General features: G+C 36.1%; 22 protein-coding genes and 3 pseudogenes. 9 read left to right on the top strand and 16 right to left on the bottom strand.

All coding sequences use genetic code 11. The features are described 5' to 3' along the window. Window positions 1-143 precede the first annotated feature (143 nt). The 4 genes and pseudogenes from F7731_RS10825 to F7731_RS10810 form a co-directional block, all read right to left on the bottom strand. Window positions 144-599: a hypothetical protein gene (locus F7731_RS10825; protein ID WP_151534786.1), complete on the bottom strand. Its 456-nt coding sequence runs from the start codon at window positions 597-599 to the stop codon at window positions 144-146. Window positions 600-801: 202 nt separating this feature from the next. Then, the gene (locus tag F7731_RS10820; protein WP_151534785.1) at window positions 802-1,563 is read right to left on the bottom strand and encodes a glycosyltransferase; all 762 of its coding nucleotides are present in this window, start codon (window positions 1,561-1,563) and stop codon (window positions 802-804) included. Between the two features lie 564 nt (window positions 1,564-2,127). After that, a pseudogene (locus F7731_RS10815) lies at window positions 2,128-2,736 on the bottom strand (IS110 family transposase); the annotation flags it as partial. A 28-nt stretch (window positions 2,737-2,764) separates the two neighbouring features. Continuing rightward, complete coding sequence (locus F7731_RS10810; protein WP_151534784.1) at window positions 2,765-3,565, bottom strand: DeoR/GlpR family DNA-binding transcription regulator; 801 nt, start codon at window positions 3,563-3,565, stop codon at window positions 2,765-2,767. A 348-nt stretch (window positions 3,566-3,913) separates the two neighbouring features. On the opposite strand from F7731_RS10810, the gene F7731_RS10805 reads away from it, so the two are divergent. The 4 genes and pseudogenes from F7731_RS10805 to F7731_RS26840 form a co-directional block, all read left to right on the top strand. Further along, entirely contained in the window at window positions 3,914-5,128 is a 1,215-nt protein-coding gene (locus F7731_RS10805) for a metallophosphoesterase family protein (RefSeq protein WP_151534783.1), read from the top strand. Window positions 5,129-5,186: 58 nt separating this feature from the next. After that, window positions 5,187-5,366, top strand: a complete 180-nt coding sequence (gene tatA, locus F7731_RS10800; protein ID WP_151534782.1) for a twin-arginine translocase TatA/TatE family subunit — start codon at window positions 5,187-5,189, stop codon at window positions 5,364-5,366. A gap of 71 nt (window positions 5,367-5,437) precedes the next feature. Beyond that, window positions 5,438-6,190 (top strand): twin-arginine translocase subunit TatC, encoded by a 753-nt coding sequence (gene tatC / locus F7731_RS10795; protein ID WP_151534781.1) that lies wholly within the window; start codon window positions 5,438-5,440, stop codon window positions 6,188-6,190. Between the two features lie 54 nt (window positions 6,191-6,244). Beyond that, window positions 6,245-6,540 (top strand): annotated as a pseudogene (locus F7731_RS26840) (cupredoxin domain-containing protein); the annotation flags it as partial. 368 nt (window positions 6,541-6,908) lie between these two features. Here F7731_RS26840 and F7731_RS10785 read toward each other — a convergent pair. After that, window positions 6,909-7,226, bottom strand: coding sequence for a DUF1572 family protein (locus tag F7731_RS10785; protein ID WP_246197182.1), 318 nt, complete (start codon window positions 7,224-7,226; stop codon window positions 6,909-6,911). A 277-nt stretch (window positions 7,227-7,503) separates the two neighbouring features. Here F7731_RS10785 and F7731_RS10780 point away from each other — a divergent pair, with 277 nt between their 5' ends. From F7731_RS10780 to F7731_RS10770, 3 genes are read left to right on the top strand one after another with little or no spacing between them, the layout of a single operon-like run. Beyond that, entirely contained in the window at window positions 7,504-8,118 is a 615-nt protein-coding gene (locus F7731_RS10780) for a TetR/AcrR family transcriptional regulator (RefSeq protein ID WP_151534780.1), read from the top strand. Continuing rightward, window positions 8,115-8,585: a DUF2269 family protein gene (locus F7731_RS10775; RefSeq protein WP_343032858.1), complete on the top strand. Its 471-nt coding sequence runs from the start codon at window positions 8,115-8,117 to the stop codon at window positions 8,583-8,585. Before F7731_RS10780 ends, F7731_RS10775 begins: the two co-directional genes overlap by 4 nt. A gap of 18 nt (window positions 8,586-8,603) precedes the next feature. Next, entirely contained in the window at window positions 8,604-9,038 is a 435-nt protein-coding gene (locus F7731_RS10770) for a DoxX family protein (protein ID WP_151534778.1), read from the top strand. 535 nt (window positions 9,039-9,573) lie between these two features. On the opposite strand, the gene F7731_RS10765 is transcribed toward F7731_RS10770, so the two are convergent. After that, entirely contained in the window at window positions 9,574-11,793 is a 2,220-nt protein-coding gene (locus tag F7731_RS10765; protein ID WP_151534777.1) for a transglycosylase domain-containing protein, read from the bottom strand. A 62-nt stretch (window positions 11,794-11,855) separates the two neighbouring features. Then, complete coding sequence (locus F7731_RS10760) at window positions 11,856-12,092, bottom strand: hypothetical protein (RefSeq protein ID WP_151534776.1); 237 nt, start codon at window positions 12,090-12,092, stop codon at window positions 11,856-11,858. Window positions 12,093-13,130: 1,038 nt separating this feature from the next. Here F7731_RS10760 and F7731_RS10755 point away from each other — a divergent pair. Next, the gene (locus F7731_RS10755; RefSeq protein WP_151534775.1) at window positions 13,131-13,439 is read left to right on the top strand and encodes a hypothetical protein; all 309 of its coding nucleotides are present in this window, start codon (window positions 13,131-13,133) and stop codon (window positions 13,437-13,439) included. A gap of 278 nt (window positions 13,440-13,717) precedes the next feature. On the opposite strand, the gene F7731_RS10750 is transcribed toward F7731_RS10755, so the two are convergent. The 8 genes and pseudogenes from F7731_RS10750 to F7731_RS10705 all read right to left on the bottom strand — a co-directional run bounded on the left by F7731_RS10750 (window position 13,718) and on the right by F7731_RS10705 (window position 21,723). Next, window positions 13,718-14,191 carry a hypothetical protein gene (locus F7731_RS10750; protein WP_151534774.1) on the bottom strand — a complete coding sequence of 158 codons (474 nt, stop codon included), beginning with the start codon at window positions 14,189-14,191 and terminating at the stop codon, window positions 13,718-13,720. A 346-nt stretch (window positions 14,192-14,537) separates the two neighbouring features. Beyond that, complete coding sequence (locus F7731_RS10745) at window positions 14,538-14,999, bottom strand: hypothetical protein (protein ID WP_151534773.1); 462 nt, start codon at window positions 14,997-14,999, stop codon at window positions 14,538-14,540. A 676-nt stretch (window positions 15,000-15,675) separates the two neighbouring features. Next, window positions 15,676-16,227 (bottom strand): annotated as a pseudogene (locus F7731_RS10730) (transporter associated domain-containing protein); the annotation flags it as partial. Beyond that, window positions 16,209-16,769, bottom strand: coding sequence for an aldehyde dehydrogenase family protein (locus tag F7731_RS10725; RefSeq protein WP_151534771.1), 561 nt, complete (start codon window positions 16,767-16,769; stop codon window positions 16,209-16,211). The pseudogene F7731_RS10730 and the gene F7731_RS10725, both read right to left, overlap by 19 nt. Continuing rightward, complete coding sequence (locus F7731_RS10720; protein ID WP_151534770.1) at window positions 16,700-16,885, bottom strand: hypothetical protein; 186 nt, start codon at window positions 16,883-16,885, stop codon at window positions 16,700-16,702. The genes F7731_RS10725 and F7731_RS10720 overlap by 70 nt, the downstream gene beginning before the upstream one ends. 73 nt (window positions 16,886-16,958) lie before the next feature. Continuing rightward, a complete protein-coding gene (locus tag F7731_RS10715) occupies window positions 16,959-18,590 on the bottom strand; it encodes a thiamine pyrophosphate-dependent enzyme (protein ID WP_151534769.1) in 1,632 nt (543 codons plus the stop codon). 79 nt (window positions 18,591-18,669) lie between these two features. Next, window positions 18,670-19,878 (bottom strand): LL-diaminopimelate aminotransferase, encoded by a 1,209-nt coding sequence (locus F7731_RS10710; protein ID WP_151534768.1) that lies wholly within the window; start codon window positions 19,876-19,878, stop codon window positions 18,670-18,672. A 192-nt stretch (window positions 19,879-20,070) separates the two neighbouring features. Then, complete coding sequence (locus F7731_RS10705) at window positions 20,071-21,723, bottom strand: thiamine pyrophosphate-dependent enzyme (RefSeq protein ID WP_246197181.1); 1,653 nt, start codon at window positions 21,721-21,723, stop codon at window positions 20,071-20,073. A 174-nt stretch (window positions 21,724-21,897) separates the two neighbouring features. On the opposite strand from F7731_RS10705, the gene pdxR reads away from it, so the two are divergent. Continuing rightward, window positions 21,898-23,277 carry a MocR-like pyridoxine biosynthesis transcription factor PdxR gene (gene pdxR / locus F7731_RS10700; RefSeq protein ID WP_151534766.1) on the top strand — a complete coding sequence of 460 codons (1,380 nt, stop codon included), beginning with the start codon at window positions 21,898-21,900 and terminating at the stop codon, window positions 23,275-23,277. A gap of 87 nt (window positions 23,278-23,364) precedes the next feature. Here the strand turns inward: pdxR and F7731_RS10695 are convergent, their stop codons facing one another. Continuing rightward, entirely contained in the window at window positions 23,365-24,567 is a 1,203-nt protein-coding gene (locus tag F7731_RS10695; RefSeq protein ID WP_343032857.1) for a PDZ domain-containing protein, read from the bottom strand. Window positions 24,568-24,675: the final 108 nt, after the last annotated feature.

Raw genomic sequence — 24,675 nt, 5'->3', positions numbered from 1 at the left:
ACATATTCCTATAAAGTAACATTAATCATAAAATTATTAACCTAAAGCACATGGGCATATCCTGAATTGCGAACAGGGTAAATACCTTGTTCACATACATGAGCCATGAGTTAAATAAGTTCATTCCTAAAGAATTGCGCCCTTTATTCGAGGATTGAGCCCCTATTTATCTTGGATATTAGCAATGACAAATGGAAGTACAAGTTAGATGCTGCAAACCCCCACATTAGGGCTAACGTAAATCCATTCCAATGAATATCCCCACTGAACACAATAAAAAGAGCTCCAACGATTGCCCCCGCTAGGGAGTACATACCAAGTCCGATATAATACCTTTCCCATTTTGACTTTCCATTGGACTTTCTAATCAGCTTATTAATAAGGACCGAAAGGGGCATTCCTGCAATAAGGTAGAGAGATCCAGCATAGATAATGACAAAAACAAAGGTTTCAAAGAAACCAAAATAATACGTGTTAGGTTCCCGTTGAGAACTGGGAACGTAGGAAACCCAAGAAAATGCTACTGCAAATAAAACAACAGCTAGCGCCATTGTTGAGAGTCTTTCCAATAGGCTTTTTATTATTCTTTCCCTCTTCAAATAAACACCTTACTTTCCCCATTATCTGTTAAGCAATCGCGCCCTTTAATTGAAGATTTTACAACAATAAATAGCAGTATATGAAAATACATAAAAGCTACCCTTTGTTTAAGTACATTATTTCATAATCTATATACTTTCGGTTTTATTTCTTGTTGAAACCCAACTTTAGGTCCTGAACATTGTAATGGTACTGTTATGGTTATCTATCTTGATTTTCATAATATGCTTCATCCGCATGTTTCTGATCAGTTCCTTTTAAATAAGCTAAAATTATCTTCGGACGTTTCAGTAAAGCCCAGTCTCCATGTTTATCAAACTTTCTGGATGAAGTGATCATTCCATTTTGAATCGTCCCGTACTTTTTCCCATTCTTCTTTCCCCATTCCTTTAATCGCTTAGCAAAATCAGCATCTTCGGCCATAAGCATATCTTCATTAAATCCTTTAATCGACTGAAAATCCTTTTTGTAGCACCAGAAGATTCCCACGGATATTGCTCCATATTTAAGGAGTAGTGGGCCTATTAATAATAAGGTTGAAACAAATATGCCTAAAGACATTCTTTCAAATTTCCCTGTAACTCCACCACCGATGTACTTTCCAGTTGTTAAGTATTCCTCTACACTAGACAACACATGGTCGTTCATCTGGGTATCTGCATCAATTGTAACAATGATTTCACCTTTCGCTATATCAGCACCAGCGTTCCTAATCTTAGAAAGGTTTTTATCGTTATTCTTTATCGTTATACATTTGTATGATTTTGCAATTTCTTCTGTTCTGTCTGTACATCGATTTAACACTACGATGACTTCAACCTGATTTTCAAATGCTTTTGATGCCTTTGAAATAGATTCCAGGCATTTTCCAATGTACTTTTCTTCATTATGGGCAGGTATGATAATTGAGAATTTTATTTCCTCTTTATGTGTATCTTCTAAAGAAATCTCCTTTTCTTTCATACACGATCTCTCCCTTATAATGAAACTATTAATTTGTATTATTTTCCTTTGAAACACCAAAAGCGGCTGTTGTTAAAATTAAATCATAGGTCTATAGTATTCAATCCTAAATTACAACTCTTTTCACTTAAATCTTACCATATATTGTAATTATTTGAATCATTAAAGTTTATTACATTTCATCTTTTTGTGAAATAAGAGAACAACTTCTTTATTGTTTTTTTAGGTAATTAAATTGAGTTGCTTAGTATTATTCCTTTTTCAGCTGACTTATGACCGTTAGATTAAATACAAACCTTCACAATCTCTTTTAAGCTATAACTTAGGCAGCTTATTTTCTTTAAGGTTTTGTTCCACAATCTGGTTCTTATCATAAAGAAAGAGAGTAATCTTATTGCAGAATTGCGCCCGATTGTTGAATATCATTTTTCTATTGAATAGTATCGTTGTACTGAGCAGTAATCGATGTTAAACAACTTTATCAGAATAGCAAACGATTGCTTGAATTCTTCCATTACCTTACATGCGATATGGTTCACCGTAACAAATTTAAATGAGGTTTTGCATTTCTGCAATGATAATGGCTGCTGTATCTTTCTTAATTCCTGGCATTGAAATCAGAAGTCGTAATTCTTCCTGATAATTTTCCAAAATTTCGTCTACTCTTTATTCAATATCCAATATTAATTCTTCAAGATAGACAATGTGTTTCCACGATTGTTTGATAAGAAAAAGCTGATGGTCATTTAACGTACCAAACAAGGAATCCGTAATCAATTGTTTTTTATGGGCCATTCTACCGTGAATTTTTTGCTCGACATCTTCCTGATCAATATAACCACTGGATATTAGTTGTTCTAACAGTTTCCTGCCTGAAACCCCAAAGACATCCGAAATAACTGTACTTAACTTGATGTTTGAGGTCGCTAGTACTTTCTGAATTCGGTTCTTTTCTGATGTCATATGTCCAATCCATTTCTTTCTAAGCCTAGTCAAATCCCGTAGGTTTCGAAAATCTTCAGGAGGTACAAAACTTTTCTCTATTAAGCCATGTCTTAATAATTTGACAATCCATTCTGCATCCGAAACATCTGTTTTTCTTCCAGGTACGTTTTTAATGCGCTGGGCATTTGCCAAGGTAATATCAAAGAAATCTTCTAAGATCATTAAAATTGTACATCGGAGGTAAGGCACCTTTAAATTAATTTTCATGGATGACACCTGCATTTATCCATTTTACGTTTTTAACCATAGCATCTTTTGACCAATCAGCGGGCATTTCTTGATCTGTAATCACACATTCAATTGATGAAAATGACCCTATATGAAAAAGAGCCTTCTGATTCATTTTAGAAGTATCAGTTACAACATAAACACTTCTTGATCTTTTCATCATAATAGTAGATGCAGTTGCTTTATCAATACTAAAATCACAAATTCCATCTTTGCTAATTCCCCCACATGAAATAAACGCTTTATCAAAATAAAAATGTTCTAATAACTGATTGGTTAATGGCCCGCTGATTGATTGTTGCAGTGGATTGGTTGTGCCTCCAAGTACGATTACACTGCCATCAAATAGTTGATTTTCTAATCTATTATTTAAGATTTCTGCTGCTGCTAATGAATTGGTGACAATCGTGATGTTTTTTAAGTTTTTAATTGACCTTGCAATATGTAAGGTAGTTGATCCTACATCTAGAGCAATCGTTTCACCATCCAAAATGAAAGTTGCGGCAGCTTCCCCTATCATTTTTTTTTCATTATAAGAGATTCCGATTTTTTTATTAAAATGAGGTTCTTTCATCAAACTAAAATATTGAATAGCCCCGCCGTGAATTCTGCGCAGTTTCTTTTTCTCCTCAAGCACGCGTAAATCTTTTCGAATCGTTTCTGGTGTGACTTTTAATTTAATGGCTAGATCTACTACATTAATTTTATTTTTCATCTCAAGTTCCCTAATGATTAATCTATATCTTTCTGTAATTACATGCTTATTCATAAAATCTCTCGATGCCCCCATCAATTAATTTGTTTTGTTGTAACCAATTATATTAACTGAATATAACAAAAAGCCTAAGAAAATATTAAGTTTTGTAAATTAGTCAAAAATGAAGAATAAAACAAAATCAAAAAGCATCTTTTTCATCTATCTTTTCTACTATGAGTAATCTGATTATTTTTGTAAAAAGGACTATATGGCCGTTTTATTTGGCTTATTTGTTTTCTATTTTTTCTTTGTTTATTTTACTTACCTTTCTAACCTAATTAATACTCTATCAATATTTTTATCCTACGATGTAATAGTAGATGACAGGAATAATTTTTAAAAAATTGGGAGGTAATTTTCATGAGTAATCAGGATCTAAACAAAGGGTTAGACAGAAGGAGTTTTATGAAAATCGGAGGAATGAGTACGCTCGCGTTAACACTTGCGACTACTGGATTACCTGGAGATTTATTTACTAGCCAGGTACATGCCGAAGAATTAGGAAATGCTAAGCTACAATTTAACTCCGATGGAAAGTATAAAGTTATTCAATTTAACGACACTCAGGATGATGAACGAATTGATCGTAGGACAATTGAACTTATGGAGAAGGTTCTAGACTCAGAGAAGCCGGATTTTGTTGTTCTTAACGGTGACAATATTACAGGAGGCTGTGATACGGAATTAGAGATGAAACAAGCCTTAAATAATGTAGCTCAACCAATGGAAAATAGAGGTATCAAATGGGCAGTTACATTTGGAAATCATGATGAAGATTCTTCCCCCAATAGTGGAATGTATGAGAATGACATGCTGAAGTTCTACATGAACTACAAATATAATATGAATGAACCTGGAGAAAAGGGCCTTACTGGAACAGGAAACATGAACCTTTTAATAAAAAATTCAAAAGGTAATAATGCCGCATTCAACCTCTGGCTTCTTGATAGTGGAAGATATGCACCAGCACAAATTGCCGGACAGGATTTTAAAGGGTACCCTACTTGGGACTGGCTTCGTTTTAATCAAGTTAATTGGTATTATGAGAAATCCAAAAATCTTGAGAAGCAATACGGTTTTAAAGTGCCTTCACTTGTATTCATTCATATCCCTCTATGGGAACATCGTTTTATGTGGTATGGAAGTGTTGATAGCAGAACACAAGCTAACCATGACCTTGCAGCAGTAAAACATAATATAGTTGGAGAAAGAAATGAAGATGAATGTCCGGGACCGGTTAACGGCGGTTTGTTTTCAGCCATGTTAGATAGAGGGGACGTTAAAGGTGTTTTCTGCGGACATGATCATGTAAACACCTACTGTGGCAACTATTATGGAATTTTGCTTGGCTATTCTGGTAACACAGGTTTTGGAACGTACGGCCTTTCTGGAGCTGATCGAAACAGACTTCGTGGAGCGAGAGTATTCAATTTAGATGAAAATAAAGAAGGTGTTCTTGTAGAAACCCATATGGTTTTCGCTAAGGATTATGGAATTGATTTAACTGCGAACGATCAAAGTATGGATCCTTTACCATTAAATAATGGAGAAAAGGAAAAAGCGATGAAAGGATAAATGTTGTTGCTCTTATCCGGATCCATAGTTAAATAATATTATTAATGGAGGTAACAATATGCTGCAAAACATAGGAGTACCTGGTCTAATTTTAATATTAATTATTGCCCTCATCATATTTGGGCCATCTAAGTTACCTGAAATTGGGCGTGCATTTGGCAATACATTAAGAGAATTTAAAAGCTCAGCAAAGGATTTAATGTCAGAGGAAAAAGGAAATAGCGGTGATTCTAAGTAAGAGTGTCGAGGATGTAAGTTCAAAGCTTACATCTTCCTCTTATTTCTAAAAGGAAAAAGGGAGAGCCTTGTATGAAAAATCAAGAGTTAACGCTTGTTCATCACCTTGGGGAATTAAGGAAGCGATTAATCATTACATTACTCACTTTTATCGTATGTTTATTTGGATCATTCATTTTTGTTCAGGATATTTATGAGTGGCTTATTCGTGATTTCCACCGTGATTTAGCAGTATTAGGTCCAACTGACATCCTTCGAATATATTTTATGATTTCAGGAGTGAGTGCCTTCGCCCTTACCATCCCGATTGCTGCCCATCAAACGTGGCTATTTGTAAAACCAGGTCTAACTAAGAAAGAACAAAAAATAGCATTAGCCTACATTCCGGGATTTTTTACTTTGTTTGTTGCAGGGCTTTCATTCGGTTATTTTGTTTTGTATCCAATTGTTCTAAACTTTTTATTATCCTTATCTAAAGGCCAGTTTGAAACCATGTTTACGGCCGAAAAGTATTTTAAATTCATCATAAACTTAACACTGCCGTTTGGATTATTATTTGAAATACCGCTCATTGCCATGTTTCTTACCTCAATTGGTGTCATTAATCCAAAGTTTCTATCTAAAGCTAGAAGGATATCTTACTTTTTACTAACACTTATAGCTATTTTCATCACTCCACCTGATATTATGTCAGATTTATTAGTTATCGGACCGCTATTCATTTTATATGAATTTAGTGTTACCTTGTCTAAAATCGTCTATCGAAATAAAATCAAAAAACAGCAATCAGATCATACTATTATTCCAATGAAAAAAACGTCATAAACGTATTTCATTAATGGCAACAATAGAAAACGGTGCCTGTTCCCCGATAATTCGACATTCGAAACAAGGAGAAATCATCCTATTAAAGTCAAGTGGAAAAGTAATTGCCTTTTGAACACCTGTTGCCTGTTGATCGAACGGTTCATGGTGCATAACCAGATAAACCTTCTGTAAGGACATTTGTCCATTTGCATGAAGGGCGGACTAGTCCGGAAAGTGACGGATATCCAGACACATGGTTTACACAGAATTTTGAAAATGTTGGACCAAAATTTGTACATGAAGTCTACTATTATCCAATTTGCCAACGGCCTGCAACACTATGGTATCATGATCACGCCGTTGGGATCAGGTAAGAACGGATAGGGGTTAGAATACACTACTTTGTGGCATGAATCATTCAGGGAAAATCGTTTTCTGGATGGCGCTATATTTCATATCCAATTACCTATACGAAAGTGGAATCTTATATATGAAAGAATTAGCGGCGGATTATTTAAAGGCTATTGTGGGGCACGGAAATATTTCAAATGCCGCTCGTGGATTATACATATCACACCAAATCATAAGAACAGGAACCCCCTTGATATAAAAATTGATCAAAGGGGTTTTTGTTCTTCATTTCATTCTTAATTTCAGCCTTAAATAACCTAACTTTAAGTATTCTATGACTAATTTGTGCAAATGGTATAGAAACCTCATTTACTTATGGTACGGTTCACATTGTATTAAAAAGTAATTTCCATCCTTCTTCCCAAATTTGCATTATGTGTTCCTTGGATTCATTATCATCAACGAATTCCAAGTCTCTATCTCTGTAAGATTTTTCTCCATCAGTAGTCAAAAAATCCACCCAGCGAGAGTGCATATTCCCACTTAAATGCTTGATAATTATTGCAATGTTATTTGACTCTTCACTTGGCTTCCAGTGTAATTCTTCTTCTGACAATTGCTGTATTCCCTTTTCTGCACGTTCTTTAAAGTGTTTAAATTGTCCAATTGCAATGCTAAGGTATTCCTTTTCATAATTAGTCAAAGATATCTCCCCTAATTGAATATTCAATATATTAATTATAACACCGTTTTCACAATCTCTATTTTTTTAACATAAATATCAAAATTATCTTCCATGTGCTATTCAAGATTATGGCCCTTTTCATGAAGAAAGACGCTTTCCTTATTTTAGAAAAGCGCCCTTTTGTTGAATAACAAAATACTGTTTATTTACAAACCGACCGACGGTATGTATAATTAATATCAACAAACAAAACCAAAGATAACCGCCAATATACATGAGAAAAGGAGGAAAACACTTGGATCGAGCATCAAAACGAAAACGGACGAAGCAGCTTCTTTTGGATGCTACCAAAGAATTAGTACGCGAAAAAGGTTGTAGCAAAATGACCTTGAACGACATTATAGAACGTACGAGGCTTTCAAAAGGAGCTATTTACCATTATGTAAAAAGCAAGGATGAACTGTTGGCCATAGTGTTAGAGGAAAGACTCGAAGATATCAATGACAGCTTTTTTGCTGAAGTAAATAAAGGAAATAAAGAGCTGGAGGGGCCACTACAAGAAACCCTTAAAAAATTGCCATCGTTGCAAGACCCCCTTGATCCCACCAATCGAATCTTTATTTACTTGTTGGGTAAAAACGATCAACCTGCCGTAAGCGAGATGATCCGTCGTTTTTATGAACAAGCGATCCAATTTTCGAAGCAGTGGATTGTAGCCGGTCAAAAGGCAGGGGTCATTTCCTTAACAGTCGATGCCGATAAGATAGCCGAATTGTTTGTATTGATTTCGTATGGGGTACGTATGCGAAGTGCCATCTCTTCTGACTCCTACGCATTCGGCCCAGACGATTTCTCGAACTTCATCGCCGACTTACTGCGGTCAAAAAAGAATAATGAGAAAAGGATGTGAACTATTTGAACTTTCTACTATTTTTGCATCTATTGGGGTCGATTATTTTCTTGGGAAACATTATAACTGCAGCGTATTGGAAAATTCGAGCCGACATAAAGGGAGATCCTACACCCATTCACAACACGGTGAAAAACGTGATGTTGGCCGACTTTATTTTTACGCTGCCAGGATTGATATTAATCATCATCACCGGGAGTCTAATGGCTGCACAAGCAGGTTATTCAATGTCTGGTTTCAATTGGCTCACCCTCTCAATGATCCTGTTTTCCCTTTCCGGCATCCTCTGGTTGATGGTGCTGCTGCCTGTACAGCGTAGCATGATCCGCCACAGCGCCGAATCGATAGAGAGTGGCATTATTTCTAAAGCGTACCGGAAAGCATCGCTTTATTGGGCCATTTTCGGGATCACCACTACTTTATTACCTGTTGTTATTTTGTATTTTATGATTACCAAAGGTTTTTAAATTAGAGGAGGAATACGAATGGTTCCGTTTATCCTACTGATCGTGTCATTCCTGATTTTTCGCTTGATTGGTTTTTTCGGACTGTCTTATTTTGATGTTTGGGAAACTTCTTTACGAAGCGCTGTTGCTCTCATGTTTTTATTTACAGCAATGGCTCATTGGGGAAAGAGACGTCCGGATCTTATCAAAATGGTACCTCCGGCTCTGCCAAATCCAGATTTCATCGTGACCGCTACTGGAATATTAGAGATCATTGGTGCCATAGGCCTGTTGATCCCCATCACTTCCAATATTGCTTCACTCAGTTTAGCATTGTTACTTATTGTTATGTTCCCGTCTAATATTCGCGCTGCACGAAAAGGGATCACCATTGGCGGAAGACCCAGTACACCTCTTTTCCCTCGAACGATTTTACAAATCATATTTTTGACTGCTGTTATTTTAGCTGGATAGGATTGATAGACTACAGTGTAGACATAGCCTGAGATTGGTAAGATGAAGAATAAAATTTCCAACTCTCAAGTTCCTAGCGTTTTTTTCCTTTAGAAGGGGGATGTTTTTAAAACAGCTTATCTAAGAATCAATTATCATATTTATTTCACTTACTTTTGTATTATTTCTCTACAAACCATTGAAATGTATTGTTCAACTATATGGTCCAATTCATTAATAAGGGCACATTTCTTGCTCAAGAAATGCGCCCGATTGCGGAAGACCGTAATCAAAAGTATCAATACTTTACCGCTAGTTCTTATGGTGCTAACGCACCCGTTACACATTAAGTACATTTCTTCACATTCTCAAGCAACATGAACAATTGGGGGATTATGCTTCCATATAAAAGACCTATAAATAATGGGTCATGTGTATTTAATCTGTTAAAGTTTATTTTGAATTCAACGAGATTTTCCGATTAACTATCTATTGTCTTAATAAGTGAAATCGCCCTATTATTGAAGTGGAACAATAGTAAGAAAAAAATATCTATCTAATCATGCTTTTGTTTCTTTTTCTCTTCCTTTTTTCGACGCTTCTCTTCCTCTTTTTTCAATTTCTCTTCCTTTTTCTGACGCTTCTCTTCCTCTTTTTTCAATTTCTTTTCTTCTGTTTTGAGTTTCTTTTCTTCTTTATTTCCGCCATTATTAGGATGAATTATTACATTGTCGTTCTTAGGTTGAGGTGGAACTTCTGCAGAATCAATTCCTTTTATATAAAGTTCATTATTCACTCTGTAGACACTTTCTGGTTGCTGAAAATTTACTGTGTCCGTTCCGAAAGCTTCCATCATTGCTTTAAACATTAACTGTGAGATTTTCGTCGTATTTCCACTCATATAGTTACCCTGTCCGTTTTGAGTGTAACCCGTCCAGACAGCCATGGTGTATTGAGGTGTATATCCTGCAAACCAGCTATCATTTGCAGCTGAGCTTGGGTATCCATATTTAGCTCGGGTTTTTTCATCAAAATTGGTTGTACCTGTTTTCCCGGCAACATCCAGTCCGGAAACATTTGCAGTTGTTCCTGTCCCAGCATTTATGACTGTGCGTAACATATCAGTTACCATATAGGCAGTGTAATCCTGCATCACTCGTTTTGATTCCTGAGTAAAGCTAACCTCTTTACCATCAGGGGAAATAACTTTTTGGACAAAATGTGGTTGAGTGTATACCCCTCCATTTCCAAAAGCACTAAAAGCTCCAGCCATATCCAAAGGATTAACGGTATTGCTTCCGATTGAGTAGGATTCATATACCTGATTATTCTTAAAAGTAATGCCGAGTTGCTCTGCAAAATTCTTTGCTTTTTCCATCCCTACCTCTCTCATTGTGAGTAAAGCAGGAATATTGTAAGAGTATTGTAATGCTGTCCGTATAGTTATGATTCCGTGGTATTTATGGTCCCAGTTAGAAATAGGTTGACCAGTTGAATACGATGTCTCCTTGTCATGGATTAAATGACCAGTGGACCATTTTAAATGTTCAATCGCAGGTCCATAATCAAAAATTGGCTTAAATATGGAGCCAGGTTGACGTTTCATCTCGATTGCAAAGTTGTGTCCTAGAAATCCTGCTTTAAAGTCGTTTCTCCCGCTTCCAATCGCCCTAACTTCACCCGATTTTGTATCTAAAAAGACGAAGGCTCCTTGAAAATTTGGATTTGGATAAGCAATAATTTCATCTGTGTTCAGCATTTTGTCAGCATAATCCTGAGCTTTTGGATCCAATGTAGTATAAATAGATAATCCGTCCGTGCTGATGTCAACATCCTTCAATTTTCCCTTTACTTCTTTTACAGCAGCATCCAAAAATGCTTCATATGGCATGCTCTGTTGCGTATTTTTTTGTACGAGACCTTCTGTTACAGGAACTTTTTCTGCTTCCTTCATTTGTTTTTCCGTGATATAGCCATCTCGATGCATCGAGCTTAATACGATGTGACGGCGCTTCGTGGCTGCTTCTTTGTTTTCCGGTATAGTTGGATCATAATTGTTCGGACTCTGTGTCAGTCCGGCTATCATCGCCGCCTGCGCAAGCGTCATTTTTTTCAAATCATCGGACTCAATACCGTAATAATTCTTAGCTGCAGCAGCCACTCCGTAAGAGCGGTTTCCAAGGTAGATTTTGTTTAAATACATCATTAAAATGTCCTGCTTGGAATATTTTTTTTCCAACTGATACGCTAAGTCCCATTCTTGCACTTTACGTTTCAGTGTTTTCTCTGGAGACAGAAAAGAATTTTTAATGACTTGCTGTGTAATCGTACTACCTCCCTGAGATCCGAAATCCCCGGTTACGTTCACGAAAATCGCCTTGGCTGTCCGTTTGAGGTCGATCCCAAAATGTTCGTAAAAATGGGAATCCTCAGTGGCAATAAAGGCATCTTCCAACACTTTTGGCACTTGATTGTACGTAATTTTTGTCCGTTTTTCCCTCCCGTATTCATAAAGGAAGTTTCCGTCTTTATCATAAAATTTAGTAGAAAGCGGATCCACTAGCTTAGAAGAATCTAAGGTAGGTGTACCCTTAATCATTGAAGCGAACGTAATGGCTCCTGCTCCTGCTGAAACAAGACCGAGTACCAAACAGACAATGACCATTTTTTTAAACAACGATCCTTTTTTCAGTATACCAATACTTCTTTGTTTATTTTGGTTTGTTTTTTCCGCTTTTTTTCGTTCCTCACGAGATTGATACGCTTCTTCAGACATTCATATTCTCTCCCATGTAAAGATAATTAAAGTTAATATAAGATAAAAAGCCTGTGTCGATATTATAGTTTAATTTGATTAAATTTCGGGTCATCTTTTTCATGAACTCCTATATAACGGATTGAAGAACGATTGATCCAATAATACCCATGCTCACCTTTCGTAAGAAAGTATTTGCGCTGTTCAATCTTTTCTACTATTTCTTGTATAACTTGTTCCTTACCAATATCTGCCTTTTTCATTATTCTTTCTCGTTTAATATCATCCTCTAAGGTATAACAAACTATGAATTCCTTCATACTAACTCCCCCATTTAAAACTTACAAAGTTGATCAAACTCTATAAATCTACAGTTGGATGTTACTTTACTTGAGCCTATTTATATAGGTTCGTAAGAACCCTTAACTTTATTGGGGATTATGGGGTGTTAGTTTAAACCAAAAATAAAAAAGAGCTGCCGCAGCAACTCATTCCTATTCAACAAACCTGCTTCTTTACTTTAAGTATAATATCACAATCTCCTTTAAATTTAGCATAGGGATCTAATCTTCTTTAAAGGAGTTGCTCTACAATATGGCCCTATAATGAAAATAAGCGCTGTTCCTTATTACAGAAAAGCGCCCTTTAATTGAATAACTAAAACATAGCATTAGTCAAAAATAGTTATATACCGTATTTTTGAAGTGTAGATAACATGATTATTTTTTTCACTCTTTATAATAAAATAGTTACAGTGTTCAACTTTTTTAAACACTTCTTGTAAAACATCCTCTTTTCTAATACTAGTCTCTTTTTTATTTTCTCAAACTTGATATCAGCTTCAAGTGTATAACATACATTAAATTCTTTCAAATTAATCTTCCCCTACCTTTTATACATTGTCTATGTAATATTTTGTTAACAAAATGTAATTATTTTCGACCCTAAGAAAAGATAATCATTTCGAAGATTATTACTATAGTAATAATCAATTAGTCAATAGAGGTGAACTAAAATTAAACTTGATTTATTTGGTTTAATGCTAGTAATTATAGGATTTTGGTTAGGTATCTATAAAATTTTTATTGATACAACTGGTGGATATCTTAATAAAGTAACAGGAGTATTATCGTTAGTTTTATCTATAATGCTTTTTATTTCATTTGTATCAAAATTGTTCAAGAAGAGAGATTAGGTCGAAAATAACCAAATTTTGTTAATAGAATAAAAGCGATACAGCGGACCCATATACTATCATTATATCGAAATCAAAATGTAAATATTATGTCACAATAATACCATTGAAGATTGCGTATTAAAAAGTATAAACTTTACCTTATAATTTGAGGAGTGATTAAGTGAAAACAGTACCTGTGAATAAGCTGAAATTCAAGAAAAACTTATCGATGATTGAGCAATATGTAGTCAAAGATTTCCTGTTTCAATGGGTTGGTCGACCAACAGAGGGAATAGACGATTTTCTACCACTTGATTACACAGAAGATGTCTTTGCTAAGTTGGAGGCAAAACAGGACAAGACTTTCCTTATTAATGGGGATGAACAATTCAGATATGTAACAATAACAGAAGATAAACAAATCGTAATAGGCATTTTAGATTTAAATAAGGAGCTAAAGCATAGAATAATTTCTCCACAGGTTTATTAGATAAGCACTTTATAGTGCTTACCTTTTTCCTGTCCAATTTTGTAAACTTCCAACAAAGTTTCTTTATAAAACTTTCGTAATGTTATAGAAGATTGTTCAAACATCTTCTTAATAAACAATGCGGATTGTGAATCATTAGCGTTACTAAAGAATCTGGCCCTTTTCATGAAGAAAGACGCTTTCCTTCTTTCAGAAAAGCGCCCGATTGTTGAAGATCAGTGGCTGCTGAAGATGGCTAGTACTTATTGAACTCTAGCCCCTATAGTTTAATAAGAGCTTTACCTCCACCACGTATTATCTATTTTCTTTCTTAAATTAGCTTCTTCATTGTTAATATTATTTTTGATTTCAAGTAATCGCTTTTCTAAGTTTTCTGCTTCTTTTATATTTATCTCTGAAATATCTACAATGTTGCGAAGATATGTACGCCAAACATCTTCAACTTCACGGAAATTCTGTGATTCAACTAAACCCAAAGAGACCATATTAATGTAATATTGGTCAAAAGAATGACTTAAGTATGTGAAATACTGATTATTAGAATCTACTGAATGAACTTTGGCTAATAACTTGGAATCATTCGATGATAAAATCTTATTAGTAAACTCCATTTGCTCGTAAAGATTTATTACACTTAATTGTTCAGCAGTTTTTATTGTTAATAATTTATTATTCTTCGTATCAATACCGTAACTAATTAGAATAATTACCGATATTAAAATAAACCCATAAATCCAGATTTTCCTTTTCACCTTGTCATCCCCAAAGATGGTATTTGAATTTGTTTTGCAGTTTTCAATTTTATGATTTCCTAAGTTATTGAATATCTATTTCAAGCTAAATGCTTTGTTAGCACAAGAAGCGACTACTCTTGTTTAACAATCGCCCCCGTTAGCCATCCATGCAGCACAAAATCAGTGCTGCACCACAGAGTATGAAAATAATTAGGAAGCGCCAATACTGATACAGACCTTAATCCAGTCAACCCATTCCATAGATCAATGAATTGTTGCTCTTTCCATTTTTTTTAACGATGGATAAGGGATCTCTTTGGTATTGCCTTTTTTCGAAGTTAGAGAAGTTTATTTTCAAGGTAGTTCAATAAGAGATTTTATTTCGTTTGGCTATTTTCAATAATCCAAACTGCAATACAGTTTGAAAGAAAAGAAAAATCATAGAACTTACCACTGCCATAAAAATAAAGTTAAAGATAAAACCAATTTCTAAGAAGAAAATTGACACTAAAACTCCACTAATAACCCCCAACAGTACATAAGCAAATATTACTGTTAAGATACCTTTAATGCCCTTTAATTCAAATCTCTTAATAACTATTCCATCAACGATAGGTGATAAAAGAGCTCCTAATATAAAAAAAGTAAAGATACTTGGAACAAAATTGAATGCAAATAATCCTCCGAATGAATAATACCCAATATCAGATCCCCTTTCGGATATTGGTGTGTACCCTTTCCAAGAACTTGCCAGACTAAATACAATAGCAGATACAATAGCAGTAATAATTTTCACAAAAACAAATTTGTATCCGTTAAGTGGCATATTTGTCCACCTTTCTTTACTTATTTTTTTTCTAATACCATTATGACAGAATAAAACAAAAATCCCCACATGAAAAATTATCATTTTGTCAAGGAACAATATTCCACTAAACTGTCCTTTACTTTAAGTACAAAACTTCACAATCCCTTCTAAAATATCCATTTATTTCAAAAACGAGTTACTCACAATCTGGCCCGATTGCGGAATAAGAAAAAATCCTGCAAATCACAGGATTTTTAATCAAACTTTTTAATAAACGTCGCGACTTTATTTTGAGATAGTAAATTAACATATAAGCGAATTTGAATATTACGGATACCATAAGAAATTGCTACACCTGAATTATCAATACTTGATGAAAAAGCAAAAGCCAAGATGATTAGCCAAGACAATTTGAAACCCTCTCTAATTTTTTTTATTATTTTTAATAAATCGACAAGAAGTGCTTGGCATTATAAAAAGTGTTGATAAAAAATCAACAAAGTATGAACCTTACAGTCATTACCACTAAAAATATGAAACAACAGGATGACTATGTTTTGAGGAACAGCTTTCATATTTGCTTTATACGGCTTACTCACCCAAAAATAAAAAAGTTCTTCCCTGGAAAGAAGAACTTTTGTTGTTTGTTACTTATATTAAATTTATTAATTGTTTTTCTGCTAAAAACTCAATATTATTTTTTTACTTCTAAATAATGAATTTGATGTCCATCGATTTTATGCACTTTGAAAATATAACCTTCAAATTCTAGTTCTGAATCTGCTTCTGCATCGATGTTTTGAGTTAAGAACCAACCACCAATTGTGTCAACATCCTCTTCTGATAAATGAGTTCCTAATAAATTGTTTACATCCTCAATGAGCAATTTAGAGTCTAAAATATAATGGTTTTCGTTTAACATTCGAATCGCTGGTACTTCATCTTCATCAAATTCATCTCTAATTTCACCAACAATTTCTTCTATAATATCTTCAACGGTAACTAAACCAGAAGTACCTCCATATTCATCCATTAGAATGGCAATATGGATACGTTCTTTTTGCATTTTTAGTAGCAGGTCATGAATTGGGACACTTTCTATTACACGAATAACCGGATTTATAAATGGCTCTAATTTATAGCCTTCATCTAATTTGGGGTTTTTAAGGTTAGCCGTTAAGAACTCTTTCACATTGATAAAACCAAGAATATGATCTTTATCTCCATCTACAACTGGGTATCTCGTATTCCAATAAATGAAATTTTACGTACATCATGATTACTTGTCATTTCTTGGCCAATTTCTTCTGCTGGCCCGATTACTAGATTTACAACACCCTTAGGTAATCCAGCTTTATGAAAACATTCAAACACCATAATTGCCGATAACGGTGTTTCAAGTGCAGGCTTTAGGACTACAGTGCAACCTGCAGCAATAGCAGGGGCAATTTTTCTTGTAATCATAGACATTGGAAAGGTCCAAGGGGTAATAGCCGCGCATATACCAACTGGTTGTCTTATGACCATAAGATGTTTATCAAGATGTGAAGCTGGAATAGTATCACCATAAATTCGTTTTGCTTCCTCTGCATACCATTTCAAATAATTAATGGCACTGTTCACTTCATTTGTAGCTTGCTTTAAAGGTTTACCATTCTCTTTTGTTATCGTTTCTGCTAATTGAGTCATTTTCTCTCTCATCAAATGGACGACTTTTTCTAAGTAATTACTACGTTCATTCCCAGTTGTCTTTTTCCAAGTTTTGAATGCTGTTCTTGCGCTAGTAATCGCTTCTTTTCAGCTCTACCGCCCACTGTAATTGTTTGAATGATTTCGCCAGTTGCTGGATTTATTACATCCATTTGATTGTCAGTATTTATCCATTCGCCATTAATATAAAGCATTCAGAATCCTCCTGATTTATTTTAGATTTATGCCATCCAAACCTTATACTCCTGATCCATTCATTTTATCGATTCACTCTTTATGATCTGCTGAGAGTATATTTGGATTTGTCACTACTTCAATTAACGCAGGTTTCCTTGCTGTTAGCGCTCTCTTTAGAGCTATAGGAAAATCTGAAGTTCTTTCCACTCTTTCCCCATGTCCGCCAAAATTCTCTGCTAAATGAGCGTAATTAGGATTCGTCAGCTCGGTTCCTATTACTCTATTAGGGAATTTACCTTGTTGGAACTCACGAATTGTACCTAGCATATTATTATTAACTATAATTGATATGACAGGTATAATATGTCTGACCGCAAACTCAAACTCCTGCATTGTCATCATAAATCCGCCATCACCCGAAATGGAAACTACTACTTTATTCGGGTTAGCAAGTTTGGCACCAATTGCTGCAGGTAAACCATAACCCATCGCTCCCGAAGTAGTGCCCACATAAAAGCCTCCATCATCATAACGAAAATAACGAGTAACCCATGTATTGAAATTCCCCGCATCACTAGTAATAATCGCATCTTTGGGAAGTTCTTCAACTAAGTTATACATGACACTATTCATATCTACATAATCCTTGGAGTCATTATGTTCAGGAGAAGAAAACTCAATATAATTATCATGCATTTCTACTAGGTTATTTAAGCGCTGTTCATTATTCATAGGTTCAATAACCTTCAAAATTTCAGTTACAAATGCTTTTGCATCAGAAACAATCGGCAAAAATGGTGTGTATACTTTGCCCAAAACATCCGGTGAAATATCGACTTGAATAATCCGAGTACCCTTACTAAAAAGTGTATAATCCCTTGTTGTGGTTTCTGATAACCTGGTCCCAAGTGCTAGAACTACGTCACAATCCTGAATATAATTCAATAGATTATCAGGAAGGGCCGACTCCAATGCACCTGCATAATTTTGATGTAAGTTGGGAAAAGCACTAAAACGTCTAAAAGCGGTAACAACCGGTATTTGTAACTTTTCAGCCAATTGAACAAGTTCAGGTGTTGCGTTAGACATCATTACTCCGCCACCGGCAATAATAAGCGGCTTTTTTGCCTGTCTTAGTTTTTGTGCTGCTAGCTTAACTGATTCAATATCAGGTTGAATTGGAGCCACTTTACAAGGACCGTTCGTAACATCTCCTACTTCATCATTCAACATATCCTCTGGTAAAGAAACCAACACCGGACCTGGTCGGCCAGAACGGGCAATATGAAAAGCCCTGTGCAATAATTCTGGAATTCTTTCTGCACTTTCAATTTCTACTGTCCATTTACATAAATGACTAAAGAATGGTACAAGGTCGATTTCCTGAAACGCTTCTCTTCCACTAAAAGGACGCCCAACCTGACCAATTAAGGCTACTAATGGTGTGGAGTCTTGCTTTGCAGCATGTATACCTATTGATAAGTTAGTAGCCCCCGGCCCTCTTGTAGCCATACAAACGCCAATTTCTCCCGATGCTTTTGCATATCCATCAGCCATAAAGGAAGCTCCCCCTTCATGCCGAGTTGTCAAATATTCTATTTCAGGATGTTCGAATAAAGCATCAATGACATTTAAATAACTCTCACCTGGGACACCAAATATTTTCTTTACTCCTTCTTTACTAAATACATCAGCTATGATTTGTCCACCAGTTTTTCTCATTTATTTACCGCCTTTATATTAAATAGTAAAAATAACTTTACATTGTTGTTTTTTACCATTCCTACGGGAAAATACAACACTATTTTCCTTCACTAATCACATATGCATTTCTACTATCAGGCTTATCTTTTTTTAATAATTCTTTCATCCTTTTTAAAGCCTCTTTTATACGCTCTGTGGGAACAGTTGAAGATATACGGACATATCCTTCTCCAAATGGACCAAATCCAGTACCTGGAACAACAAGTACACCAGCTTCAACTAATAACATCTCTGCAAATTGACTTGATGTAAATCCTTCGGGGATTTGGCTCCAAACAAAAACAGTGGCTTTTGGCATTTTTGTAGGCATACCGATATCATTCAATGTGTTTACCATCATTTCTAAACGTTCTTCATACAACTTACTTTGTTCATCAATTAAACTTTGATCACTTTGCAATGCAAATGCAGCCGCTTTTTGAATTGGGGTAAATTGACCCGTATCCGTATTGCCTTTATAGATTCTTAATGCACCAATAACATCTTTATTTCCAACGATATATCCAATACGCCAACCAGTCATGTTATAAGTTTTCGAAAGTGTACCAATCTCAACCGCAATGTCTTTAGCCCCATCAGCTTGTAAAATACTCGGTGCCTTATAATCACCAAATGAAATCATATTGTATGCAGAGTCATTTGCAATAGGAATACGATGTTTCTTACCGAATTCAACCGCGTTATTAAAAAAGTCAACATCAACAGTTGCTGATGTAGGGTTATTTGGATAATTGAGTATCATTAATTTTGACTTTTCTAATATTTCTTTCGGAATATTGAAAAAATTTGGTTGATAGTTGTTTTTTTCTGTTAACGGCATAGCATGGAAATTAGCATTGGCTAAATATGTCGCCATTGGATAAATAGTAAAACACGGATCTGTAGTAAGAAGGTAATCCCCTGGATCAAGTAACGATGGGATTAAATGAGCAAGTCCTTCCTTTGAACCTATCAACGCAAGTACTTCTGTATCTGGATCCAGATCTACATTAAATTGACGTTGATAAAAATCTGCAACTGCAACTCTAAATTCAGTACAACCATTTACTGATGGATATTTCATGTTTTCAGCATTACTCATTTCTGTGAATAAATTCTCTATTATATGTTTAGGTGTCGGTTTGTCAGGGTCACCCACTCCTAAATCAATTAAATCGACTCCTGACTCAATTAATGCTTCCTTTTTTCGATTTATTTCCGTAAATAAATATGGTGGAACTGAAGCTACACGTTTTGATCCGAACATGTTTATTTTGCTCCTTTAAATAAAATAATTAGTACTACAGTAGCCTTTACCTCTTATGCATAAGATGAACTATAATAATTAAGGAAATTAGTTACTATCCACGCTTTCTAATAATCATCAATGAAGGGCGATGATATTTATCGGACACTCCAACTATCCTAATAGGTTTCTCTCTGTTCAAAGCTTAAATTTTCACCTAACTGAAATGCTCCGTAAATCTCTAATCGTCTTACCATTTACAATATGCTCAACATCATGACATCTCACATCAATTAGGGTCGTTACATTACGCGAAAGTGCTTCCTTAAACGCCCCTTCAAAACCTTCTTTGTTTTCGACTTTAACTCCAACAGCCCCCATGCCTTCTGCCATTTTTGCGAAGTCTACATTCCCTATATCCGTCCCAATGACTTTACCTGGATAATGTAACTCTTGGTGCATACGAATCGTCCCATATTTTCCATTATTGAAAACAATACAAACTATTGGTCGTTTACTTCGAACAGAAGTTTCAATCTCTTGAACCGTCATCATTACGCCACCATCTCCACAAAGCGCGATAACGGGACGGTCTGGAACTGCATGCTTAGCTCCGACTGCAGCAGGCAACCCGTACCCCATCGCACCATTCGTAGGTGCAATGAGCGAATTCGAACGACGCAGAGGAAAACCAGTATTAAACCAAGAAGCAAAGTTCCCAGCATCCATTGTTAACATTGCCTCTTCTGGTAACTGATCGTGGATAACTCTCGCGATTTCACTATAGATAGAGCCATCGCCAGGATTTTCTACTAATTTCTCAAAAGATCGACGACAGACTGCTTGCCATTCACTCCAGTTCTTATCGAGATCTAGTTTTGTAAAAGCCTTTAAAGCAGAATTTAAATCTGATACAATTCCTAAATCCGGGGCGTAGACCTTGCCAATTGTACTTGCTTCTATATCAACGTGAACGAGAGATTGGCCCCATGGCAATATCGAATAATCTTGTGAAGTTGCTTCCGAAAGACGGGTTCCTAACGCAATGACTAAATCCGATTCTTTCACATGTTGAATGAGTGAAGGCGGGGCGCTTAATATAAACTGCCCAATGTAAGCTTCATGCTCGTTATTAATCAGATCATGTCGTCTATATCCGGCTGCTACTGGCAATTTGTACTTATCCAAAAATTCAACTAGTGCATCTTCTGCTCCGGAACGGCGAATGCCTCCACCGGCAATCACGATAGGCCTTTCTGCTTTACTCAATAATTCCTCGAACTTTTTCAGCTCTTCTGGGCTTGGTACCGGTTTTGACTTTTGGGTAGGAGGGCCAAATGTCATAAGTGCTTCATCTAAAAGCATGTCTTCTGGTAAAGAAACGACCACTGGACCAGGTCGACCTGTTTGTGCTACACGAAAGGCTCTTTGCACAAGTTCAGGAACTCTTTTCGCGTCGCTAATCTCAACCGTCCACTTGGCAATTTCTTTAAAGTTTCGGCCAAAATCTACTTCTTGGAAACCTTCTCTCTCCCGGAACTCACGTTTCACCTGACCTAGAAAGACAACCATAGGAGTGGAATCTTGGAAAGCCGTATGGATAGCAATTGAAATATTGGCGCCTCCAACACCGCGTGTTGCCATGGCTACGCCCACTTTACCACTTACTTTCGCATAACCTTCAGCCATAAAGCCTGCCCCGCCTTCATGACGAGCCGAGAGCAATTCAATCTCACTTTGAGACTCTAATTCATCTAATACAGCCAAAAAGCTTTCTCCAGGAACATTAAATACATGTTTGACACCTTCAATTTTTAAGCATTCCACTACCGCTTTTCCTGCTGTCATTGTTTCTTGATAACGCATACAACCGTCTCCTTCTAACGTAATCATTTAATCAAAAATTGAACTGAGCCCATTTCTCCTTTCTTTTGACCTTAAGATTAGGAGATTTATCTCAATATTCAGTATTGTATAATGCAAACTGACATCTGATAAGGTACAATTATTTAAAAACTGACATGTCAGGAGTGATTATAAATGAAAGATACCATTTTTGCTTTTAAGGATAACTCTCCCAAATACAAACAAATCTATGAGCAATTTAAACTATTTATTAAGCACGGCGACATACAAGCTGGTGATCCATTGCCCTCCATTCGGCAACTTGCGGAATCCCTTCAAGTAAGCCGCAATACGACATTAATGGCATATGAGCAACTCGTGGCTGAAGGTTATATTCGTGGAGAAGGTCGAAAAGGGTATTTTGTAAATGAAGTAGAACCTTATTTATTTCAAGATGCCTTAGTTCTCTCTAATAAGAAGCAAACAAAGTCGGTGGAACCAGTCCTAATTAACTTCAGAGCAGGAGAAGTAGATCAAGACAATTTCCCCTTGAAAATCTGGAGGAGAATAGCCAATCAAGTGTTAACATTAAAGGAGAGCTTTGGTTACGGGGAACCATTCGGTGAAGTGTGCTTGCGTGAGCAAATCGCCACATATTTACTCCAATCTCGTGGTGTGAAAACTGATCCAAATGCGATTATTATCGGCAGTAGTACCCAACAAATGTTGATCAATCTTGGACAAGTTCTGAAAGATAATTTCCCTAGCATTATCGTAGAGGACCCAGGATACGATTTAGCTTGGGAAGCTTTTAAATTCCATCGTTTAATGTTTGAAACTTTACCAGTTCATGAAACCGGTGCAGATTTATCAAGATTAGATCAAATGAGGTCACGGTTAGTCTATGTAACACCATCCCACCAAAGTCCAATAGGAGTAAGCATGTCCATTCAACAAAGGCAAATGCTTATTCAGTGGGCTAACAAGAGGGATGGATATATTTTCGAAGATGATCATGATAGTGAATTTCGCTATACGCAACAACCATTTCCAGCACTCGCTTCCATTGATTCAACTAGAGTCATTTATTTAGGGAATTTCTCAAAGTCCTTTCTTCCAGGAATCCGTCTAAGTTATATGGTGCTGCCACAGCTTCTTTTAGACCGATATAAAAATCAATTTCTTCATTTCGAAAGTAACACTTCACTCCTTAGCCAGCTCACAATGGCTAAATTTATGGAAGAAGGAGAATGGAATCGCCATATTAAACGTATGCGTCTTGTTTATAAGCGAAAAATGCAGTGTATCGTTTCAGAATTAAAAGACCAATTCAAACAAAATTTAACTATTATTGGGGAGCAGTCTGGTTTGTACTTATTAGTCAAGGTACATCTAAAACGTTCAGAAGAATGGTTAATCGAGCGTGCTTCCATTAATGGGGTTAAAGTGTATCCTACTTCCATCTATTTCATAAAAAATCATTCTCATGAACCAATGATTAAACTTGGATTCAGTAATCTTTCTTGTGAGGAAATCCAGTTAGGTGTGAAGCTTTTAAAAAAGGCTTGGTCATAAAAAACACTCCATAATCGTTAGATTAGTCTAACAATCGTGGAGTGTTCTATTTAAACATTTTAACTAAATAGGAAAAAATCACGATAATTATACCGCTTCATTGCCCTTTTTCGTCTCATCCTTGACAAAGAGGATTCCGAGTTCATGGTGATCGCCCTCATACAAAGCTCTTTGGGCAAAGCGAATTTGGTCATTCACATCGAGTACTTCAAGCTTGCAATGTGCGCGGTTTTTCAGTAGAGCTTCATAGAAACTGCTTCGGTCATGAACTGCTCGACCGTTCACTTTCGTAACCAGCTCGCCAACTTGTAAACCCATATTGCTTGCCGGTGAGCCTGGAATGATTCCTAATACCATGACTCCATTATTTCTTTTTGAAAAATAAAAAGGTAGATTTTCATCTGCCACTCTCTGCCTTAACGAAATCAGCTCCCGGCCGATAATCGCGAGCGTCACAACCGCAATGGACGCAAGCGGATACCAGTAGCCTGAAATAGACAAGAGCGTGACAAAGACACCGAGCGCAATTACCTTTCTGCCAACCGCTTTCACCGCTGCTGAAGGTAGACTCCCTTGAATTTGTTGGAAAAATCCGACGGCAAAGGGAATAAGGATAATCGAGAAAGTGCTGCCTCCTATCGAAAATACAGGCCACCATTCAAAAGGACTTTTCAAAGCCTCACTCGGGATAATAAGAAAAAGCGGCAGCATCCATAGCCTTTTTACCTCATGAACCCCAATCATCTGCCCTCGTTTACTTTTTACTAGCTTAGGAGAGGATCCCTTCTGTCCATTCCGAACGATCAAAATGCCTTCACCAATAATTAACAGGGCAAGCAAAACCGCAATCGATGGAAAAATAGTTGCCTCTTTAACTTTTAGAGACGTAAAAAACGACGACAGCTGCCATCGCTGATCAGCGGCAAAAATCGTTACAAAAAATGCAAATCCGAGCGTGTAAGCCGGAGCCATCCAGCGGATTTTTGTCGTTAAGCTCCAAATTACTGTAAATGCAGCTGTAAAAAAGAGTGTCTCTACCGGGATGACAAGACCTGCCGCAATGGAAACTAGGGACAGAGATAGTCCAACAACTACTCCTAACGGGAACAGCTGTCTCAGCTCATAATAAGCATTCTCTGCTCGAATATGGAAATTTCTCCTCTCCCGTTTCACGCGGGAAACACCTAAAATAGCAGCAATAAAGAAAAGATAATATAAAAGCGGGTTAAGGAACAGTTTCCCAATCCCTTTCCCTATTTCTATCAGCCACGCATAAGCCAATCTAACCACCTACCTCCGATTAAAATCTTGTATATGTATGTAAAATGTAGAAAATTACTATTTAAGTCTATTACTATATATTCTATCAAATTGTACACTTAAAGCCTATTGCTATAT

The organism is Cytobacillus depressus (genome assembly GCF_008923245.1).
Lineage (GTDB): Bacteria > Bacillota > Bacilli > Bacillales > Cytobacillaceae > Cytobacillus > Cytobacillus depressus.
Note: the sequence above shows the minus strand (reverse complement) of the source record. Positions and strands in the feature narration are given on the sequence as shown.

What these genes read in the sequence shown, in the direction of transcription:
- F7731_RS10820 (WP_151534785.1), bottom strand. Translation starts at nt 1,563, where the DNA reads ATGAAAGAAAAGGAGATTTCTTTAGAAGATACACATAAAGAGGAAATA.
- F7731_RS10810 (WP_151534784.1), bottom strand. Translation starts at nt 3,565, where the DNA reads ATGAATAAGCATGTAATTACAGAAAGATATAGATTAATCATTAGGGAA.
- F7731_RS10805 (WP_151534783.1), top strand. Translation starts at nt 3,914, where the DNA reads ATGAGTAATCAGGATCTAAACAAAGGGTTAGACAGAAGGAGTTTTATG.
- tatA (WP_151534782.1), top strand. Translation starts at nt 5,187, where the DNA reads ATGCTGCAAAACATAGGAGTACCTGGTCTAATTTTAATATTAATTATT.
- tatC (WP_151534781.1), top strand. Translation starts at nt 5,438, where the DNA reads ATGAAAAATCAAGAGTTAACGCTTGTTCATCACCTTGGGGAATTAAGG.
- F7731_RS10770 (WP_151534778.1), top strand. Translation starts at nt 8,604, where the DNA reads ATGGTTCCGTTTATCCTACTGATCGTGTCATTCCTGATTTTTCGCTTG.
- F7731_RS10765 (WP_151534777.1), bottom strand. Translation starts at nt 11,793, where the DNA reads ATGTCTGAAGAAGCGTATCAATCTCGTGAGGAACGAAAAAAAGCGGAA.
- F7731_RS10760 (WP_151534776.1), bottom strand. Translation starts at nt 12,092, where the DNA reads ATGAAGGAATTCATAGTTTGTTATACCTTAGAGGATGATATTAAACGA.
- F7731_RS10745 (WP_151534773.1), bottom strand. Translation starts at nt 14,999, where the DNA reads ATGCCACTTAACGGATACAAATTTGTTTTTGTGAAAATTATTACTGCT.
- F7731_RS10720 (WP_151534770.1), bottom strand. Translation starts at nt 16,885, where the DNA reads ATGCTTTATATTAATGGCGAATGGATAAATACTGACAATCAAATGGAT.
- F7731_RS10715 (WP_151534769.1), bottom strand. Translation starts at nt 18,590, where the DNA reads ATGAGAAAAACTGGTGGACAAATCATAGCTGATGTATTTAGTAAAGAA.
- F7731_RS10710 (WP_151534768.1), bottom strand. Translation starts at nt 19,878, where the DNA reads ATGTTCGGATCAAAACGTGTAGCTTCAGTTCCACCATATTTATTTACG.
- F7731_RS10705 (WP_246197181.1), bottom strand. Translation starts at nt 21,723, where the DNA reads ATGCGTTATCAAGAAACAATGACAGCAGGAAAAGCGGTAGTGGAATGC.
- pdxR (WP_151534766.1), top strand. Translation starts at nt 21,898, where the DNA reads ATGAAAGATACCATTTTTGCTTTTAAGGATAACTCTCCCAAATACAAA.